This is a genomic window from Pedobacter jejuensis, assembly GCF_003725795.1.
GTDB lineage: Bacteria > Bacteroidota > Bacteroidia > Sphingobacteriales > Sphingobacteriaceae > Pedobacter > Pedobacter jejuensis.
The window spans coordinates 56444-74991 of record NZ_RBEE01000012.1; the positions used below are offsets into that span (position 1 = coordinate 56444).

Annotated in this window: 19 protein-coding genes; all 19 read right to left on the reverse strand. The window is 34.3% G+C overall.

What is annotated here, in order from left to right; all coding sequences use genetic code 11:
• Positions 1 to 101: 101 nt before the first annotated feature.
• The 19 genes from D7004_RS07775 to D7004_RS07855 all read right to left on the reverse strand — a co-directional run bounded on the left by D7004_RS07775 (position 102) and on the right by D7004_RS07855 (position 18262).
• On the reverse strand, positions 102 to 1454 hold the full coding sequence (locus D7004_RS07775; RefSeq protein ID WP_123205313.1) for a sensor histidine kinase: 1353 nt from the start codon (positions 1452 to 1454) through the stop codon (positions 102 to 104).
• Between the two features lie 293 nt (positions 1455 to 1747).
• Positions 1748 to 2038, reverse strand: a complete 291-nt coding sequence (locus D7004_RS07780; RefSeq protein WP_123205314.1) for a DUF3817 domain-containing protein — start codon at positions 2036 to 2038, stop codon at positions 1748 to 1750.
• Between the two features lie 239 nt (positions 2039 to 2277).
• Entirely contained in the window at positions 2278 to 2817 is a 540-nt protein-coding gene (hscB, locus tag D7004_RS07785; RefSeq protein ID WP_123205315.1) for a Fe-S protein assembly co-chaperone HscB, read from the reverse strand.
• A gap of 74 nt (positions 2818 to 2891) precedes the next feature.
• Complete coding sequence (gene rseP / locus D7004_RS07790) at positions 2892 to 4208, reverse strand: RIP metalloprotease RseP (protein WP_123205316.1); 1317 nt, start codon at positions 4206 to 4208, stop codon at positions 2892 to 2894.
• Positions 4209 to 4238: 30 nt separating this feature from the next.
• Positions 4239 to 5399, reverse strand: coding sequence for a 1-deoxy-D-xylulose-5-phosphate reductoisomerase (locus D7004_RS07795; RefSeq protein ID WP_123205626.1), 1161 nt, complete (start codon positions 5397 to 5399; stop codon positions 4239 to 4241).
• 261 nt (positions 5400 to 5660) lie between these two features.
• A complete protein-coding gene (locus tag D7004_RS07800) occupies positions 5661 to 6047 on the reverse strand; it encodes a DUF6122 family protein (protein ID WP_123205317.1) in 387 nt (128 codons plus the stop codon).
• A 103-nt stretch (positions 6048 to 6150) separates the two neighbouring features.
• Positions 6151 to 7650 carry a GH3 auxin-responsive promoter family protein gene (locus D7004_RS07805; protein WP_123205318.1) on the reverse strand — a complete coding sequence of 500 codons (1500 nt, stop codon included), beginning with the start codon at positions 7648 to 7650 and terminating at the stop codon, positions 6151 to 6153.
• Between the two features lie 110 nt (positions 7651 to 7760).
• Entirely contained in the window at positions 7761 to 8549 is a 789-nt protein-coding gene (locus D7004_RS07810; protein WP_123205319.1) for a hypothetical protein, read from the reverse strand.
• Positions 8546 to 9514 carry a glycosyltransferase gene (locus D7004_RS07815; RefSeq protein ID WP_123205320.1) on the reverse strand — a complete coding sequence of 323 codons (969 nt, stop codon included), beginning with the start codon at positions 9512 to 9514 and terminating at the stop codon, positions 8546 to 8548. Before D7004_RS07815 ends, D7004_RS07810 begins: the two co-directional genes overlap by 4 nt.
• Before the next feature lie 68 nt (positions 9515 to 9582).
• Positions 9583 to 10536 (reverse strand): glycosyltransferase family 2 protein, encoded by a 954-nt coding sequence (locus D7004_RS07820; RefSeq protein WP_123205321.1) that lies wholly within the window; start codon positions 10534 to 10536, stop codon positions 9583 to 9585.
• A gap of 153 nt (positions 10537 to 10689) precedes the next feature.
• Positions 10690 to 10845, reverse strand: a complete 156-nt coding sequence (locus tag D7004_RS20620; RefSeq protein ID WP_167459445.1) for a hypothetical protein — start codon at positions 10843 to 10845, stop codon at positions 10690 to 10692.
• A complete protein-coding gene (locus D7004_RS07825; RefSeq protein WP_123205322.1) occupies positions 10835 to 11410 on the reverse strand; it encodes a zeta toxin family protein in 576 nt (191 codons plus the stop codon). The genes D7004_RS20620 and D7004_RS07825 overlap by 11 nt, the downstream gene beginning before the upstream one ends.
• Positions 11411 to 11474: 64 nt before the next feature.
• The gene (locus D7004_RS07830) at positions 11475 to 12011 is read right to left on the reverse strand and encodes a DUF4199 domain-containing protein (protein WP_123205323.1); all 537 of its coding nucleotides are present in this window, start codon (positions 12009 to 12011) and stop codon (positions 11475 to 11477) included.
• A gap of 8 nt (positions 12012 to 12019) precedes the next feature.
• The gene (locus tag D7004_RS07835; protein WP_123205324.1) at positions 12020 to 12688 is read right to left on the reverse strand and encodes a hypothetical protein; all 669 of its coding nucleotides are present in this window, start codon (positions 12686 to 12688) and stop codon (positions 12020 to 12022) included.
• Between the two features lie 125 nt (positions 12689 to 12813).
• Complete coding sequence (locus tag D7004_RS07840; protein WP_123205325.1) at positions 12814 to 14070, reverse strand: dihydroorotase; 1257 nt, start codon at positions 14068 to 14070, stop codon at positions 12814 to 12816.
• A complete protein-coding gene (locus D7004_RS07845; RefSeq protein WP_123205326.1) occupies positions 14067 to 16106 on the reverse strand; it encodes a vWA domain-containing protein in 2040 nt (679 codons plus the stop codon). Before D7004_RS07845 ends, D7004_RS07840 begins: the two co-directional genes overlap by 4 nt.
• 50 nt (positions 16107 to 16156) lie before the next feature.
• A complete protein-coding gene (locus D7004_RS20625) occupies positions 16157 to 16318 on the reverse strand; it encodes a hypothetical protein (RefSeq protein WP_167459446.1) in 162 nt (53 codons plus the stop codon).
• 48 nt (positions 16319 to 16366) lie between these two features.
• Positions 16367 to 16771, reverse strand: coding sequence for a hypothetical protein (locus D7004_RS07850; protein ID WP_123205327.1), 405 nt, complete (start codon positions 16769 to 16771; stop codon positions 16367 to 16369).
• Positions 16772 to 16789: 18 nt separating this feature from the next.
• Positions 16790 to 18262 carry a L,D-transpeptidase family protein gene (locus D7004_RS07855; RefSeq protein WP_244214275.1) on the reverse strand — a complete coding sequence of 491 codons (1473 nt, stop codon included), beginning with the start codon at positions 18260 to 18262 and terminating at the stop codon, positions 16790 to 16792.
• Between the last annotated feature and the right edge of the window lie 286 nt (positions 18263 to 18548).

Consider the following 18548-nt stretch of genomic DNA (forward strand, 5'->3'; position numbering starts at 1 on the left):
CGGGGCTGCAAATGTATGTAACGAAAGGCTAAATCACAAAATTATTTTAAAATAGATTTTAACCATTGATTTTCAATATATAACAATCTTCATCTTTCTTTTCAAGCAGGGATATACACATAAAAATTTGACCCATTCTCTAAATTGCTTTCAAATTCTATTTTACCACCCACTTTTTCTATAAATTCTTTGCATAACACAAGACCTAAGCCAACACCTTTTTCATTATTGGTGCCATAAGTAGATTCTGCATTAATAGAAAAGATTTTTTCTTGTTTGTCTGGTGCGATTCCTTTACCATTATCACTTATGGTAATTTTACATTCGTTTGGAACCAGCTCGGCATTTACTTGAATTTTTCCACCCTGCGGTGTAAATTTTATAGCATTGGTAATTATATTCCGTACCACTAGCTGTAAAACATCAATATCGGCTGTTACATTAATAGCTGGTGAAATATGATTAACAAACAAGATTTCTTTTTTTGATGCCAATAATTGGCCCATATCCAAGGTACTTTGCAAAGCCACTAATAAATTAATTTCTTGCAAGCTGATATCAAGCCCTTCCATTTGTGTTTTAGACCAATGCAATAAGTTAGATAGCATTTCTACCGCACCATTAGTAGATTGTAATAACGACGTTTCAAACATTAGTCTGTGCTTATCATCAATCTTCCTACTGTTTAACATCCCTAAGTAAGATTGGATATTTATTAAAGGTGATCTTAAATCATGAGAAATGATAGCCATTAACTTATCCTTTTCAATATTGCTTTGCTCCAACTGCTCCTTTTGTGCCAAAATCTGTACTTTACTCTCCTCCACAGCTAAAGCCTTTTCTGCTGCAGCTTGCCTTTCACTATCATAACTCCTTCTTATAAATCTGATGGTAATATAAATGACTAAAACTGGTAACGGAAAGGCCGTAATCCTATCTATGAACTGGCCTTGACCAGCTGTAAAAGGATTTTGCACAAGATTTGGATAATAAAACTCCAATAAATGAAGGAATAAAAAATAGGTGATATAGATAGCAAGCCACCTTAAATGTTCTTGGTATGGAGAAATGGCCAACAACAATAGCAGATAAGCTGGCCATATTAAATCAGTTGAACCGTTTATACCTGAGTTTGTGAAGTAATTGACTCCAAAAATTAAAATGCCGATAACAGCAAACAAAATGGTGCTATGCGGTTTTGCTTTAAATCTCGAGTAATAGTATTGTTGGATGAAAAATGCACATAAAAACAATGCAGATAAAGAGCCTACATACAAACCTGCATATAAATTGTAAGGGAAGTAAATGGCTGAAAGAAAAATTAATCCTGCACTAATGGAATGGAAAATTCGGCTTTCTAATGGAAATGAATCTCTGCTGCCGATTAGATCGCTCCAAATGGTTTTATTATTTACAGACTTGAAACCGAGTACAATTGGAATAGATTTAAACATGGTTATTCTTCAAAGCCCCAACGAATTGGTGGTGGTGTAAAAATAGCTTTCTCTTTTAATACACTGCCATAAATAGAGAAAATAAATATATACAATTGTTTAGTAAATTAATTGAAAACCTTTCTTATTATTTCAACAGGTGCTATACCGAAAAATGAAACTGTTCACTCCTCCCCAAGTTTTTTAGAACAGCACGGTTTTAAGAAATATATCAGACAGATTTACATTAACCCTAACCGAAGAGATAGATCACAAAAGTATTTTAAAATAGATTTCAACCCGTTGTGATTGAGTTATAAGGAACGCTCATCTTTAAGTTTTCTATCTACAACGAAAGGCATAAATGGTAATAAGGAAGCCAAAAAGATTAAAACAGCTTTACCAAATTTCCATTTTTGCTCCTGCCATGCCATGATTAAAAACATCCCATACAATACAAAGAGTAGTCCGTGCGCCCAACCAGTATATTTAACATATAATGGTAAACCAGCCCAATATTTTAAAGGCATGGCCACAAATAATAAAAGCAGGTAGGATATACCTTCGGCAACGGCAACCTTGCGAAAAATAGAAAGAGAACTCATGTATCTGATTGTTTGTTTCGAAAGTACCTTTAACAAGCGACTCATCAAAAACTAAAAAATGATTTGACAATTGGCTGTTGGAGGATAGCGAATAAGCCAAAAATTATGGATAAACCATAGCATCCTTAGCTATAGTTGCGCCCAGTCCTAAGGCATGATGATCGCCTTTTAAGGGCTATGTTATGCTAGCATAGCTTTTAATGTAAACCTACAATTAATTTGAGCCCGAAGACATAAAGCTAAACCTTTGGAAGTCGCTCTCTAATTCTGTTAATATATTTCTGACGATAGAAAATGTCTTTAATAGAGCCAAGCAAACTTTCAGATTCAGCAGGATTTTCATCAAACTGCTTAGTAAGTTCATTTAGTTCATCATTCAATTGCTGCTCTATACCATTCACATCTTCTTTCACCTTTGCTAGTTTCTCGGCATCAGGCTCAAACTCCAAATCCATAAGTGCCTCATTTACATCCATCATCTCCATTAAAAAGGATTGAGGTAATTGATAACCTTCATCAGTTTCTACGATGCCTTTCAATTCTAAAACGTACTTTAATCTTTTTGTAGGATGGCTTAGAACCTGGTAAGCTTTATTATTTAAGGTTGATAAATCTAAAACCTCCTGTTGCTTATCATCACTTTCATTTGCATAAAAATCGGGGTGAAACTTTTTACTTAAAGCATAAAACTTTGCTTTAACCGCATTCAAATCTGGATGAAATTGAACAGGCAATTCGTAAAACTCAAAATAATCAGGAAATGATTTTTGATCAGGCATGGTGCATAAATTAAAAAGCCGCAGATGGTAGAAAGTTTATTCCATCATCTACGGCAATACTATAAAATTGATTTCTACTTACCGAATATTTTTAAAATATCGTTACCGAAAGCAAATACCATCAAGCTGATTAAAATAACAAAGCCAGCTATTTGTGCTTTTTCTAATACTTTTTCGCTTACAGGCTTACGTTGTACCATTTCAATTAAAAGGAACACCACATGTCCGCCATCTAAACCTGGTATAGGTAATAAATTCATAAAAGCTAAAGCCATAGAAATTAGTCCGGTTAAAGTCCAGAATTTAACCCAGTCAAATGTACTACCATAAACTTTTGCAATACCAATCGGACTGCTGATGTTACGGGCACTCACTTTACCGGTAATCATTTTACCAATGCCTTTCGCATTATCCATAAAAGTGCTCCAGGCCATGTTTGCACCAATTGGCAATGCAGCAAAAAATCCATAATTAATGGTTTTGCGTTTCACTTCATCAAAGTTTGGATAGTAGCCAATTGCACCAGTGGTATCAACTTGAACATTTATTAGAAGTGGTTTGCCAGCCCTTTCGATTGATAAGGCTACCATTTTACCTTTCTTTTTCATTACTAAAGGCTTAGCTTCATCTTGAAAATTAACAGGTACACCATCTATGGCTTTAATTTTATCGCCAGGTTTTACACCTGCCTTAATAGCGCCATAACCCTCCATTAAACTATCGGCAGTTGCAGTATATCTTGGCTCTACAAAAAGGCTTTTACCATCTGCAACCTTATTTAAAAAATCATCAGGTACCCTTATTTCAATGGTTTTATCTCCACGGATAACCGTTAACAAAGAATTACCCATTAAAACTTTAGAGCTTTTTAACTCTTCGAAACGAATAACCTTATTACCATTAATCGCTAAAATTTTATCACCGTTTTTTAAACCGATATCCGAAGCAACTTTACCAACCTGAATACCGTTTACCACAGCACTATTTGGGGTAAAGGTTTCGCCATATTTAAACGTTAATATCCAGAAAATGAAAATACCAACAATTATGTTCACGATAATACCACCTAACATGACGATTAAACGTTGCCAAGCTGGTTTAGAGCGGAATTCCCAAGGTTGCGCAGGCTGAGCCAATTGCTCCGTATCCATGCTCTCATCAATCATTCCGGCAATTTTAACATAGCCACCCAATGGTAACCAACCTACACCATATTCAACATCACCTTTCTTAAAACTAAAAAGTTTAAAACCCCACGCATCAAAAAACAAATAAAATTTTTCTACTTTAATTCCAAATGCCCTGGCTGCCAAAAAATGCCCCAATTCGTGTAAAATCACCAATAAAGACAATCCAAGCAGCAGTTGCCCCGCCATAATCAAACCATTCATACGCTATTATTAATATTTTTATGTTAGATGTTAAATTTTATTTTTTGTTACTAATTCGGCCGCTAAGATACGGGTATGTTTGTCAGTTTCTAAATAATCAGACAATTGTGGTTTTTCTATGAATTTAATTTCCTCCATACATTGTTCAATTACTTCACTCATTTGCAAGAAACCGATTTCATCTTTCAAAAACGATTCTACTACAATTTCATTGGCCGCATTTAAAATACAGGGCATGTTTCCACCCTTTTTTAAGGATGTAAACGCCAAATCTAAATTTCTGAAAGTTTCTAAATCTGCCTTTTGAAAGCTAAAACTTGGGTATTCCAGAAAGTTAAAACGCTTAAAATTGTTTTTTAGCCTATCGGGATAATTCAAAGCATACTGAATAGGCAATTTCATATCCGGAACACCCATTTGCGCTTTCATAGAGCCATCTGTAAACTGCACTATGGAATGAATTATAGATTGTGGGTGAACGATGACATCAATCTGATCTACAGATAAATTGAACAACCATTTTGCTTCGATAACCTCCAAACCTTTGTTCATTAAAGAAGCCGAATCAATGGTAATTTTGGCACCCATAACCCAATTTGGATGCTTTAATGCTTGTTCTTTTTTAACGTTTGCCAAGAAATTTTTATCCTTTCCAAGAAATGGTCCGCCCGAGGCCGTAAGATAAATCTTTTCAATTTCATTCTGCTCCTCGCCCACCAAACATTGAAAAATTGCAGAATGTTCAGAATCTACAGGTAAAATTTTAACCTGATGTTCTTTAGCCAACTGAGTAACCAGTTCGCCGGCCACTACCAATGTTTCTTTATTTGCCAGGGCAATATCTTTACCTGCCTTTATTGCAGCAATTGTTGGTTTTAAACCTACCGAACCCATTATAGCCGTTAAAACTATATCAATTTCTGGGTAAGCTGCAACTTCTGCTAAGGCATCTTCTCCGGCTAAAACTTTAATATTTAAGTTTGATAGCGATTCTTTAACGTATAAATATCGCGTTTCATCGCAAATCACTACATATTCAGGCTTAAATTCTTTAGCTTGTTTGATTAGTAAATCAGAATTTTTTAACGCAGATAAAACAAAAACTTTAAAAATTGATGGATTATCTCGAATTACCTCCAGTGCCTGCGTACCTATACTTCCGGTAGAACCTAAAATGGTTATGTTTTTTATAGACTGCTTTATTAATATATTGTTCAATTGATGTTCTTCCTCTCCTATTAAAAGAATTGTTAAATTGAACAATTCTATGTTATGTTTTTTTTGACTTGGCGCTATTTGATATTTATTTAACCCAGATTTCGATAGAATTCAAATGTTAAATTTTGCATTTATGTTTTACAGAAGCCATTCAGCCTCAACCTTACCAAACCAATATTTGCAGATAGCGTTTTATATTTTATTTATTAATCGTATATCTATTAATCTATTCCTTTAAATCCCTAAAGCATTTGAAACTTTAGTAAGAAGTTCAATTGCTGGTGAGTTAGAAAAGCATTGTTTACAACTAGTAAACATCATCATACAGTCTGTAAAATCTGTAAGCATGTGAAATAAAAGTCCTGCACCAATAATATTGAACGGTTTACGAAAAAACAGCAATATCACATAAATAATCATTGCATAGCATGTATGTAAAGGATGAAAATTTATACTGCATCTATTTGCTTGGAAAACTGAATTTGAAACCAGATGGTCTAAATCAACCAACATGGTAGCAATTAGTATTAAATAAACTTTCTTCCAATCCTTTCTAAAAAACCCATAAGCGATAAAAAATGGAAATCCAAAATGCAAAAAATAGTGTATAAATGTTTGCATATTATTTATTCTCAAATATTTTCCAAATCGTTTATATGCTGCGATTAATTATCGTTTTTAAGTTGCTTCAGGGAATCATGCAAACAATATAACAATAAATCAATCAAACAATATAATCTCCTAACCTATCTGCCAATTTCCTATCATTACTTAACCTTGGCACCTTATTTTGCCCACCTAGTTTCCCCTCACTTTTCATGTAATTAACAAAAGCATCTTTTTGCAAAGTACGGATAATAAGCGGTTGTAAAATGCCACCTTTTATCAAATCAAAATAGTAAATATTCTTCTTTTGCAATGCTAAATCAACCTTTTTGCTAAATGCATCCATATCTTCAGGTGGCGATGAAAATTCTACAAACCATTCATGGTAAGGTAATTTTTCTTGAAGCGGATTAACCTGAGGTGCAACTGTAAATTCCGTAATCTTTACACCTTCTTCATTAGCAACAGTTAGAAGTGCGTGCTCCACTTCTTCTCCAATAACATGTTCTCCAAAAGCAGAAATAAAGTGTTTAATTCTGCCGGTTACTACAATTTTATACGGATTTTTTGAGGTGAATTTTATGGTATCGCCAATGCTGTAACCCCATAGGCCTGCATTAGTGTTTAGTATCAGTACGTAATTCACATTTAATTCTACCTCTGCTAATGATAACCGAATAGGGTTTTCATTGTGGTATTCATCAGCCGGAATGAACTCGTAAAAAATCCCCGCATTTGCCAGTAGCAAAAGTCCTTTATCTTTTTGTGAATCCTGATAAGCAATGAATCCTTCTGAAGCGGGATAAGTCTCAATAGAATCGATTTTCTTGCCAATACTTTGCTCAATTTTCGCCCTGTATGGTTCAAAATTTACACCACCGTAAATAAATAAATTAAAGTTTTTAAAGATTTCGGCAATCTTCTTTCCTCCAGATTTTTCTGATAGTTTATCAAAATACATCTGCACCCAGGGTGGAATACCAGAAATTAATGTCATGTCTTGATGAATCGTTTCCTCAACTATTGCATCAACTTTTTCTTCCCAATCATCAATAATGTTTGTTTGGTAAGATGGCAATCTATTTTTTTGAAGATAGTTGGGTACGTGGTGTGCAACAATGCCAGACAACCGCCCTACATTAATTCCATTTTTAGTATTTAAAACTGGGCTTCCCTGTAAAAAAATCATTTTCCCGTTTACGAAATCGGCTTTACCGGTTTCGTTTATATAAGTTAAGATTGCATTTCGGGCAGCTTTAATATGCTCTGGCATCGATTCTTTCGAGAGTGGAATGTATTTTACACCCGACGTTGTACCAGAGGTTTTAGCAAAATACAACGGTTTTCCTTTCCAAAGTACATCAGCCTCGCCTGCAACAACTCTATCTACATAAGGCTTTAATCCTTCGTAATCCTGAACAGGAACATGCTTTTTAAAATCCGAATAATTTCTTATCTCTGAAAAATGATGGTCTTTTCCAAATGCGGTTTGCGCTGCATCATTAACAAGTTTTAAAAGAATTTTTTGCTGCGCCGCAACGGCATTATTCTTCCACTTGCTTATCTGCCAAACAGCAAAGGCAGCAAAAGGTTTACTTAATATAGCTTTTAAACCCATAAATAAATCCCTAAAGGATTTTTTCCTTTCTAATGTTAATGTTTAATTCTTTATTTATTGGATGCATAATATTAAACAATGTTTGAAATCCATTTTAAGCGTTTAAGCTGTTAAACGATATTATGCAAGATATCAGGATGTTCGTCTCCTTGATATTCCCCAGAAATTTTACGATAAGCTACGGTTAAAGCAACGCTTGATAATGGTACGATAATAAAAGAGCTCAAAATATTTACAATAAATGCAACTATAGGCCATTGCAAATAGTTTAGCAAAAGATAAATTAGATAACCACCACCCAAAATAACCAAAAGCAATAAAATTTTTGTGAAATTTCCTTTAGTGGTTGCTAAGCTTAACTTTATGGATTCAAAAGGCTTGCTATTTTTATCGATGATAAAGAACGGGAAAAAAGAAATCCTAAGCCAAGTGATGAAAATTGCAATAATACCAACTGAAATGGCAACATTTTTAACAATTGTAACATCCAATCCTGTGTAAATCAGCGGAAACGCTATAAGTATTACAACTAGGTAAACGCCGAAAATACATCCAACAAAATATAGCGTTGCTATTAAGAAGCGAATAATTTGTTGTCTGGTTGGTAAAGTATCTACAATTTTAACATCGTTTAATTCATCATCCATCAAATGAAAAATGTATTTAAATAGCGAAAGATTTATCGTGAAATAAAGCATGATAAAAATAAACACCATTGCAATGCTTAGAAACTTGCTAACATCTTTAATAAAAAAAGCCATTAAACTTGATGCGCTTGCTGTAATAAACATTAAAAAACACAGCGTAGCTATGGAGAAATAATGTTTTTTAGTGATGTTCCAGGCTTTCTGGATTACATCGTTAACCGCAAATGTGCTTTCTTTTAAATAGTTTATCATTGTTGCTTAAATACCACTCTTTTAAATAAATCCTGTATAAAACCTAAACCATAAGCGGTTAGTTGGATAAATGAAGAAATAATGCTCAAAAATGCAACTTTTATAGATTTATTTACCGCCCATGAATGAAAAAATATTAACAAAAAGAACAATAACAATATAAAATTACCAACAATAGCCAAAGGTTGATAAAATATATTGCAAAGTATTGTACAGATAAAGCCAATTGTAAATACGGCAGGAAAGAAATGTACCAGCTTTAATTCTTTTGGAAAGTGTTTGTAAATGTTAACTCTTGCCCGACCGAAGAAATGAAGTTGCTTGTAAAACTGACTAAAACTCGTACGCCTTTTGTGGTAAACTTTTGCTTCGGGAATTAAACCAATTCTAAAACCACTTTCGTGAATACGTATGCTGTATTCGATATCCTCTCCTAATCTGGTTAAGATGAAACCACCAACTTTTTCCCAAACCTCACGGGAAACACCCATATTAAAACTACGTGGATGAAACTGACCAACATGTTTTTTATTACCTCGAATTCCTCCAGTTGTAAATGGAGAAGTCATGGCGTAACTAATCGCCTTTTGAACAGGTGTAAAACTTTCATGTGCAGCGTCAGGACCACCGTAAGCGTCTAAATCATGTTCGTAAAGATAATTTTTAACAATTTCTAAGTAATCTGCAGGTATTAAACAATCAGAATCAAAAATTACAAAATAATCTCCTTTAGCTCTTTCAAAACCATAATTTCGAGTAAAACCTTGCCCTTCATTTGGTTTGTAGAAGTATTTTATATCAAGTTTATTTGAATAACTTTCTACTATCGATTTAGCATTATCTGTAGAACCATCTTCTATAACCAATACTTCAAACTGTAAATACGTTTGCTTTGTTAAGGTGAATAAGAGCTCATCAATTTCTTGCGGGCGATTGTAAAGCGGAATTATTATGGAGAAAAACATGGCTTGGAGCTGAAAGCGGAAAGACTAAAGACCAAAGCGCTTTTTGCTTTAAGCTTTAATCTTTAAGCTTATTTAAGTTCTTTTTCGATTAAATACTGATTTCTTTCTGGTGCGTTACGTGTAACTAATTCGGCAACAAAACCTGTTAAAAACATTTGCGAACCAACCACAATGGCAACTAAAGCGATGTAAAACAAAGGCTGATCTGTGATTTCTCTTTTGTAAGGGATGTGTGCTGCGATATGATAGAGCTTAACGCCAATCATCCACAAGGCCATAAAAGTTCCGATTAAAAAACTTAAAACCCCTAATGAACCAAAAAAGTGCATTGGTCGTTTACCAAATTTACCCACAAAAAATATAGAAAGTAAATCTAAAAAGCCATTTATAAACCTACTAAAGCCAAATTTTGTGGTGCCATACTTACGAGCTCTATGCTCTACAACCTGTTCTTCAATTTTAGTAAAACCAGCCCATTTTGCAATTACAGGAATATAACGATGCATTTCACCATAAACCTCTATTGTTTTAACCACATCGCTTCTGTAAGCTTTTAATCCACAATTGAAATCATTTAATTCGATTCCGCTCATTTTTCGGGTTGCAGCATTAAATAATTTTGTAGGTATAGTTTTGGTAATTGGGTCGTAACGTTTCTTTTTCCAGCCAGAAATTAAATCAAGCTTTTCCTCTTTAATACGACGGTATAATTCAGGTATTTCGTCAGGACTGTCTTGTAAATCGGCATCCATGGTAATGATAACATCGCCCTGAGTGACCTCGAAACCAACATTTAACGCTGCAGATTTACCGTAATTTCTTCTGAATTTAATGCCTTTAATAGCATCATTTTGAAGCTTTAAAGATTCAATAACCGTCCAGGAGTTATCCGTACTGCCATCATCAACCAAAACAATTTCATAGCTGAAGTTATGCTCTGCCATTACTTTCGCAATCCATGCGGTTAATTCTGGCAATGATTCATCTTCATTAAATAAAGGTACTACAACTGATATATCCATTTATGAGTATCAAGATTTGAGTATTGAGATTAGTATCGAGATTCAAGCATCAATACCAAATTACATCTGCTTTTAAATTAAAACGTGCAAATTTCATCAAATTAAATGATAAAACTTGCACGTTCGAAATATTTGTAAGGTATTAGTTTTTACTTAAAGTTTTATGTTTTTAGCTAGCACCTTAATAATTTTTCCCTCATCAGAAAAAACCAAGATTCCATCGTTTTTAGCTTTATAAGCTACTAGCTTTTTGAATGTTAATTTTAAGCCTGCACGTATTTTTTCGCGAAGTTCAGTATTATCTATCATTTGCTATAAGATTAAATTTTTTCCATTCAACTTGATCAAAGATAGTAATTTCATCATTTAAATTACCTTCAGCAACAAATTGCAAATTTTCTTTTGAGTTGTTAATTAATAACCAATAGTTTGAAATAGAGCTAAAATCTTTTAGATTCCTTATTCCTTTAAAATATCTTCGTTCTATAACATCAGTAGGAATATTGTGCCCACCTTCAGCAACTCTGGTTTTAACGCGTTCTATTGCCAGTTTCACATCATCCAACCAAAAAAACAAGAGCGTTACCTGATAACCTAATTCTTTCGCTCTTTTTATTGTTTGCAAGTAAGATTTTGTAGTTAGCGTTGTTTCTATAGCAAAATCCAAATTTCTACTTAATAACTCTTCAATTCTGTTTACCATAATTTTGCCGGCCTGGATTGCTACACTTTCCGGTTTAAAAGGTGATAATCCGCGGGCAATTTCATCTGCGTTTACGAATTCTTTGCAATTTAACATTTCCGGTAACACCGTAAATGATGCAGTTGTTTTTCCTGCACCATTACATCCGGAAATGATATACAAGCTTGGCATGCAGATTTATTATTAAAAAAAAACTTGAAGGGGTTTAATTAACAAACTATTTTGTGATAACAGTTTAAAATGAACGTTCCTTTTTTAGAATTGCGGCGGTGATTAAACTAATTACTAATCCAAATAATGTATATGTTATTGCAGAGCCAAAAGCTATCATGTATATCATATATTTACTCATCATCTCTATCCCTTTTACCGCTTGTTCATTATCCCCTGCGGCTTTCATTTGTGCATCAAGAATATCTTGTAATGCGCCTTTATCAACGATTCCGTAATAAAGCATCATTAATAAACCAATAAATAAACCTGAATAGGCAGCAACCTTAAAACCTGTAGAGAATGCTCTGCCATAAGTTATAAACCCTCCTAAATCCTGCTTGTGTTTATTTTGAGCGTAGTAAATTGCTAAAATGAAAGTTCCATAGGATAATATTACGGATATGCTCTTTTGCCAGATGGGTGTCTCTTCTATTTGCGCACTCATCCCTAAAAGATTCATCACAAATATTAAAGCAAAAGTATAAAGTGCAAAGGTTATTGCAACTTGAAAAGCTAAAGCATTAGGCTTTTTTTGCTCTTGTAAAATTTCTTGTTCCATGTTTAGTTTTAGTTATTTATTGTAGTTATCAATATATAAGTAGCAGAATCGAATGATTTGTTACGGCTAAACTGAATTAATTCTTTTGAAGTTTCGGCACTTCCCTCCGTATCCAGGAAAAATGCCATAAACGGAACGAATAAATCTTTCATTTCTTCGCTGATATTTAAAGTTGGGGCGGCTTTACAAATTTCTTCTACACCACCCTCAGCCAATTGCTGGTTGCTTATTAATTCTTCATAAATTTCAAACTCATCTTGAAACTCATCATCTTCCACCAATAAAAATTCCTTTAAGAAATCGCCCAATTCGGGGTCTAAATCTTCATCCTTACATTCTTTAATATAAAGTAGCAAGTTTAATAATTCTGTTCCCCTGTCAATTGTTTCTTCTTCAATATTTGCCCATTCATCACTTTCTAAATAATCTTCTTCTAGTTTTTGAACATCGCTACTGAAGAAATTTACCATCAGTAAATCGAAGAAAATTTCTCTTAACTCTTCAAACTTTGGATGCGAATCAAAAACTGCATCGAAAGCAGTGGCCTTGTCTAAAAAATTTGCGTCCAATTCAAAGGCAGCAAATAACTCAGTTTCAAAACCCTCAACATTGATGTCTGAAACTTCAGCGTATTTATTAATCGATGCGCTAAGCGCTTTTTTTACTCTATTATCCATATTTTAAAATTTAAATGAGCAAAGATAAATGAGCAAAGATGAAAGAACTTAAACCCAAATTTATCTCCAATCTTTAATAATTAGCTTTTTATATAATACGTTCTTTACTCCTTAATCCTTGTTCTTTAGTCCCTGAAGTATTGATTATTATTGTAAACCAGCGTAACTTTTCCGGTAAGTTCTTTCCCTAATAATGGACTATTTGATGATTTTGAATGATTGCTATCCGAATTGTATATCCATTTTGTATCTGCTGAGAATATAGTAAAATTAGCTGCTTGTCCTTCCTCAATCACCGGAATAATTAAATTTAGCAATTTCCTTGGGTTGACGCTTAATTTTTCTGCAATAAGATTGGCATCTAAACCTGCTTTTAACAATAATGGAAGTACTGTTTGTAGCGCAATAATGCCGTAGTGTGCAATTTCAAACTCCACATTTTTAAATTCAATTTCTTCGGGACGATGTTGCGAAGTAATGGCATCAATTGTTCCATCTTTTAGGCCGGCAATTAAAGCTTTTACATCCGTTTTACCACGTAAAGGGGGTTTAACTTTGTAATTGCTGTCAAAATCTACTAGCAAATCTTCTGTAAAAACCAAATGGTGCGCCGTAACATCACATGAAATTTGGACACCATCCTTTTTAGCTTTGCGGATTAGTGCAACTGAACCAGCTGTAGAAATATTACTGATGTGAATTTTAGTTTCATTGTATTGCGCCAGAAAAATATCTCGGGCGATATGCATTTCTTCGGCCAAGGCTGGTAAACCTTTCATTCCTAAAAGAACAGAATTTTTACTCTCATTGATTTGAGATTTTCCTGCAATGGATTTATTTTCTGGATAAACCATCAACAATGCATCAAATCCTTTTGCGTATTGCAAAGCACGACTCATAAAGCCATCATCCTGCAAAGCCCGGTCGCCATCTGAAAAAGCCACCGCCCCCGCTTGTTGCATATCAAATAATTCGGCAAGTTCTTTCGCCTCTCTATTTTGGCTAATGGCACCAACCGGATAAACATCAACTAAATTATTTTTAGCCTTATTGATGATGTATTCTACCTGCGATTTAGATTGAACCACTGGATTTGCCTGCGGTAAAAGTGCCAATCCGGTAAAACCACCAGCTTTTGCGGTTTTGGTTAAAGTGAAAATATCTTCCTTGGTTTCGTAACCTGGGTCGCCAGCTACGCAATTTAAATCGAAAAAACCTGGCGTTAAGAAAGCACCTGTTGCATCAAAAACCGTTTCATCTTTTTCGGCGGTTAATTTACCCAGGCTATTAATTATTCCATCAACTACCCTAACATCGCATTGTTGATGGTTAAATTTACTTTGCGGGTCGGCAATAGTTACGTTCTTAACAAGGAGATTCATATTGTTTTTTTAGTATTGTTAAAAAATCGGATGAGTAGAATTTCTGCTGCAATAAAAATCAGCGACAAAATTAGGCAAAGTTTCCATAAAGTTTGTCCGATTTTGTTGGCACCAGCAATTAATTTTACGGCATCTTTATCTGTATCGTAAACTTTTAAATTATTTGTTTCGGCAACATTATCAAGTTCAGCTTTGCTTAAATAATGCATATCTGATTCTGCCCTGCCGTTATCAAAACTATACACTGCTAGAAGTGAATCGGCTAGTAACAAATTGTAAAAGCCTGGTTTTTTAATTTGGTCGGCGGTATAAATTAGTGTTTTGCCGTCAACTTGTCTTACTTCGGGGATGGTTTCAAAGCTATTTGCAGTAAGCTTTAGGCTTTGGTTTTTACCCAAACTAATGCGTTTGCTTGCTAAAGTATTATCGTTACCTATGGTATAATACAGTGCGTTTTCTACACCGCTATTTAATGTTAGGCGAAACATCAAAGGTACAAAAACCGGGTGACGAGCTAAATTGCCATCGTTTGCGTTTAAGCCTGTTGATGATAAATAAACTTGCCCGTTACCTACGCCATATTTGGAGAAATACAATTTGCCGCCAGGAAGCGACAAGATGCTTTCTTTATTGGCATTATTGGTTTCTACAAAATTAAAATATCGATTTACAGTTGGCAAATCGAGATTTCTCGGAATTTCTTCGAAAACGGTTTTAAAAATTGGATGCTGTAAGTCTATCTTATCTACTCTTGCTGCCGTAGTATTTAAGCTTTGTATTTGCGGCAGCGATAATCCGCTTAAAAAGGAATTGTAAACCTGAATATCAGAATCCAAATCGGGAAATATTACGATTGAACCGCCAGTTTTTAAATATGTTTTTAGCTGTTGTGCTAAACCAGAAGATGGATTTTTTAATCCATTTAAAACGATTAAACCAAAATCGGCAAAATTACTGTAGTTAATATTGCTTTCAGCATTTTCGGTAAGTTTATAATAACTATCAGCGGCGAAAAGTGCTTTGATGTAATTCCCTGCGGTGACTCCATTGATACTCAAAACAGGCAAACTTGCATCAACTTTAAAGCTAAAAGAAAGCGAATCATCGAAAGTGACTGGGAAATCTTTTATGCTGATAACCCCCTTCTGCCATCCAGCTTTTAACCCCGAAAAATTTAAAGTATCTTTTTTAGTTTTTCCTGCCAGGATGGTTACCGAACTTAAGCCCTTTTGTTGGTTATTAATACTCAATTTTAAAGGAATATTTGTTGCTTCCTCCTCCGAATAATTTTTGAGCTGAACCACCAGTTTTTCATTAGCTCCAGGCTGGTGGTTGGGCGAAAGCATCCAAACGCTATCTACAGCAACATTTGACAAAGCTGTGGCGTTTAGTTTCAGGAAAGAATATTGAATATCGGGTTTGGTTTCTAATTTTTTAATGGGTGCAATGTTTTTCTGGAAATCGCTAATCAGAAAACTATACTGACTTGCATTACCTGATAATACATTGGCTTGTCGGTTTAAAATTTGCTGCAAATTCCTGTTTGAGGCTGAAATTTTAACATCATCCAAAGCTTTCAGAAATTCTTCTTCGTTTAATAAGCGTTGATGCTTTCCCTCAAAATCGTTTGTTAACAGCTGAAATCTATCGTTAATTCCAAATCCTTTAATTAGTTCTTTAGCCCTGCGTTTTGCCTCATCTAGTAAATTTCCATCTTTGTTAACAGCCTCCATGCTATAAGAATTATCGATGTAAACACTTACGGCATTATTTAAAGCTGTTGTTTTTTGATTGTTTAAAGGAATGTATGGTTGTGCAAAGGCGAGTACCAGGAAGATTATCGCTAAAATTCGAGCGAAAAGAATGAGTAGATTTTTTAATTTTTCTTTTGAAGAGTTTTGTTGCTCAACCTCTTTTAAAAGCTGAACATTAGAGAAATAAACCTTTTTAAATTTTCGGAAATTGAATAAATGAATAATAATCGGGATGGCAACCGATAATAGTGCGAAAAGAAAGCCTGGATACAGGAAATTCATTAAAAACCAAAGATAGAAAAAAATCAGAAGTATGGTTAAAAAAATTCTTGTTAATGTTTAACCTCTACTATCTCAATTGCTGGCTTAACATTGTTCCAAAATTTGTAAAGTGCCTCATTATCAACTAACAATTGACGTAGTCTCTCACTTGGCGTTTTAGCCAACCAAATTTTTAATTGCAAATCATTTATTTCATCGGTGGTATCTTTCACTTTTTCAATAAGTTAAATGTTCCCAATTTTAATTTGTTTATCCACTTATTAATAAGCAAAACCCGGAAATTCTATATTTACAATTTTCCAACTACCGTTTTGTAAAGCGAAATATAGCTTAAAAGGTCCGCTAATTATTTTTGATCGTTTTTCAACCACTGCCCTAAACCCAGCAACACCTTCCACAAAACCCATTCCCTTCCCACCATTTAGCAATTCAAAATTAGCATCGATGATATCATATCTACCACCAACATATTCATCGGATTTACCAAAAATTCCTTTTAATCTAGCTATAATTACATTTTTACCAACCACCTTTCCGCCGGGAAGAATAAAGAAATCGCTCAGTTCTTCGGTTATAGATTTTGATTGCTTAAACCACGAAGTGATAAACCTAATGGCACTATTTACAATATCAGCCTGGTGATTAAAGGTTGGAGTATCCTGCATGCCGCAAAGCTACATCTTCTATCTAAATTTCTTCATAGCCGTCCAAAGTTTCTCATCCATACCATAAACATCCGGGCGATATTCAATTTTATCGTTTTGAGCCCAAGCCGTAATGTAAGTGATAATCAATGGCACTTGTTTTTTCGGACCAAACCAGGCTGGTTTTAGCTGGAAAGATTTAGTCGTATCAGCCTTAGCAGCCATACGTTTTTTATACCATTTTACGTGTGTACTATCAATCGGCGGCAAATCAACTTCGGCACGTAATTTATCGTAAGTGTAACTATCGCCAACTAACTTTTCGGCAAACTCTAAAGGTTTCTCTACCCGCACACAACCATGACTAATCGCCCGGTTCGCTAAGTTAAAACCATTCTTATTGTTGGTATCATGAAGATAGATACTCGAACTATTATCGAAAATGAATTTGAACTTTCCTAATGCATTTCCTCCGCCAGAGCCTTGCTTAAATTTGAATGGTAATTTATCGCGAGAATATTTGTTCCAGTTAATGGTATTTGGCTCGTTGATTAACTTGCCTTTATAATACACATTGATATTACTGTTGGATAAATAATAACGGTCCTTTCTAGCCATCCAATAAATCTCACTTTGTGCAATACTTACCGGAATATTCCATACCGGATTGGCTTGTATAGAGTTAATTTTACTGTATAATAATGGCGTTTCGTGATTTTTAGGCTTATCATCTAAATTACCAGATTTTGCAAAGGCTTTTAACTTCTCTTCATAACCGCTTTCTCGCTTTCCACCAACGCAAACCTTCATGCTAATTACGGTGTCGGCATTATCAAACCAGGTGAGTTTAAAATCAGGAATATTTACTTGCACATAATTCTCTCCCATTTCTGGCGTTTTCCAGCGAAAACGCTCCATATTTAATAGCAAAATTCGTTTTTCAGTTTCGTTATTAGAGTTTAAATATGCAGCCTGCAAAGCTTTGTATTGTTCAGACTTTGGCTGAACGGCTTTTAAGGTATCCAATATGTTTTCGGAACTTAATAGACCAACCATTCCTGCACTATCTGGTCTACGCACTTTGATATAATATCTCGAAAAAATATTTCGGGGATTTATTACCCCATATTTTAAGTAGTTATTGTAATTTATATATGCATTTGCAGAGAGCAATTCTAATTGCGCAATGATGGGATAACTCTCGTCAACATGCTTAAATTGATTAGCTGAAAGCTGATTTAAAAGAGATTTTATTTTTTCAGTTTTAAAAATCTTAGGATTAAAACCGTGCATTTCGCTGCGTTGTAGAAATACTGTAAGGGAATCCAATTCCCCAGTGGTGTAGAATTTTGTCACCAATTTTGGCTGGTTCTTATTACTTTCATAAAAGGCCTTTATCGTTTTTGGATTGGTAAAACCAATAGATAAACTATCCATTGTTTTAGCAAAGACGCTATCATAAGCTACGGTATCAAAATCTTTGTAAATCTTGTTTTTAAAATGTTCAGACAATACTTTACCTATTTCTGGGGGAGATTTAAACCAGTTACAAGCCGAGACACAAACTATAAAAGGTATAATTAGAAAGCGAAGATTTTTCAACACGTGTAAGTTAATGCAATTAGATATAATTCTTAATTAGCAGTTATTGGCAAATTAAGTGCCATTATTTTTTGTTTTACGGTTTCAAACGCTATATTTGCCACCGCTAGTCAGCTAAAGCATTGATATTGGCAGAAATAAAGATATGAAATTAACTTTGAACCATCACTTACATTTACATCATCGCCGATAGGCG

Bases quoted from the DNA above. Each gene is read 5' to 3' on its own strand.
- rseP (WP_123205316.1), bottom strand. From the start codon at position 4,208: ATGAATGGTTTGATTATGGCGGGGCAACTGCTGCTTGGATTGTCTTTA.
- D7004_RS07800 (WP_123205317.1), bottom strand. From the start codon at position 6,047: ATGCAAACATTTATACACTATTTTTTGCATTTTGGATTTCCATTTTTT.
- D7004_RS07850 (WP_123205327.1), bottom strand. From the start codon at position 16,771: ATGCAGGATACTCCAACCTTTAATCACCAGGCTGATATTGTAAATAGT.
- D7004_RS07825 (WP_123205322.1), bottom strand. From the start codon at position 11,410: ATGCCAAGCTTGTATATCATTTCCGGATGTAATGGTGCAGGAAAAACA.
- D7004_RS07845 (WP_123205326.1), bottom strand. From the start codon at position 16,106: ATGAATTTCCTGTATCCAGGCTTTCTTTTCGCACTATTATCGGTTGCC.
- D7004_RS07805 (WP_123205318.1), bottom strand. From the start codon at position 7,650: ATGGGTTTAAAAGCTATATTAAGTAAACCTTTTGCTGCCTTTGCTGTT.
- D7004_RS07835 (WP_123205324.1), bottom strand. From the start codon at position 12,688: ATGGATAATAGAGTAAAAAAAGCGCTTAGCGCATCGATTAATAAATAC.
- hscB (WP_123205315.1), bottom strand. From the start codon at position 2,817: ATGCCTGATCAAAAATCATTTCCTGATTATTTTGAGTTTTACGAATTG.
- D7004_RS07820 (WP_123205321.1), bottom strand. From the start codon at position 10,536: ATGGATATATCAGTTGTAGTACCTTTATTTAATGAAGATGAATCATTG.
- D7004_RS07775 (WP_123205313.1), bottom strand. From the start codon at position 1,454: ATGTTTAAATCTATTCCAATTGTACTCGGTTTCAAGTCTGTAAATAAT.
- D7004_RS20620 (WP_167459445.1), bottom strand. From the start codon at position 10,845: ATGATAGATAATACTGAACTTCGCGAAAAAATACGTGCAGGCTTAAAA.
- D7004_RS07810 (WP_123205319.1), bottom strand. From the start codon at position 8,549: ATGATAAACTATTTAAAAGAAAGCACATTTGCGGTTAACGATGTAATC.
- D7004_RS07830 (WP_123205323.1), bottom strand. From the start codon at position 12,011: ATGGAACAAGAAATTTTACAAGAGCAAAAAAAGCCTAATGCTTTAGCT.
- D7004_RS07780 (WP_123205314.1), bottom strand. From the start codon at position 2,038: ATGAGTTCTCTTTCTATTTTTCGCAAGGTTGCCGTTGCCGAAGGTATA.
- D7004_RS07815 (WP_123205320.1), bottom strand. From the start codon at position 9,514: ATGTTTTTCTCCATAATAATTCCGCTTTACAATCGCCCGCAAGAAATT.
- D7004_RS07840 (WP_123205325.1), bottom strand. From the start codon at position 14,070: ATGAATCTCCTTGTTAAGAACGTAACTATTGCCGACCCGCAAAGTAAA.